This is a genomic window from Vibrio sp. 2033 (assembly GCF_033339735.1).
In genome coordinates this window covers 1-693 of record NZ_JAWOVC010000363.1, presented here as the reverse complement: position 1 = coordinate 693, position 693 = coordinate 1, and the positions used below count along the sequence as shown (strand labels likewise).

The following is a 693-nucleotide window of genomic DNA, read 5'->3' as shown; positions in this document are numbered from 1 at the left end:
ACCCATGGCATCGGAGGTTTGTGACAACATGGCTGCCATGGTTTGATAGAAGAAGGGGCTAGCTTGACCATCGGTTTGACTAAAGTGGTTGTTACCATCTGTATCAACCAAGCTGAGGTGAATGTGCATGCCATTACCCGCTTGTTCACCAAAAGGTTTCGCCATAAATGTCGCATCAAACCCGTGCTGGTGAGCCACTTGGCGAATCAAACGTTTTGCAATGATGATCTCATCACACGCTCGCAGTACATCTTTGGAATGGTTGAAGTTGATTTCGAACTGTCCCGGTGCAGACTCAGAAAGAGCGCCGGACGTATTCAACCCTTGCTCTAATGCGATTCGATTAAGATCGGTCAAGAAATCCGCGTAGTCATCTAATCCATCAAGGTCGTAAACCTCGGTGTCTTTTTCTCGTGTTTTCTTCGTTGGATTAATTGCCGTTAATGGTTCGCCATTTTCCCCACGAGTTTTGTCGATTAAATAGAACTCTAACTCTAGCGCGACACATGGGTACTGATCTTTGGCATGCAGCGTTTGCAACATAGACGCGAGAATGTTGCGGATGAACAGTGGGTTAGGGTGTTGCCCGGTTTCATCCATCATACTAAGCAGTAGTTGGCCAACTTGTTCCTTTGCCGTTGGCATCAAAGTACCACTGATTGGGTAACACAGGTGATCTGGTTCTCCGAGATC

1 pseudogene is annotated in these 693 nt (G+C 46.9%); it reads right to left on the bottom strand.

The window, feature by feature from the left end:
* Nucleotides 1-693, bottom strand: a pseudogene (locus R7P74_RS26615) (glutamine synthetase); the annotation flags it as partial.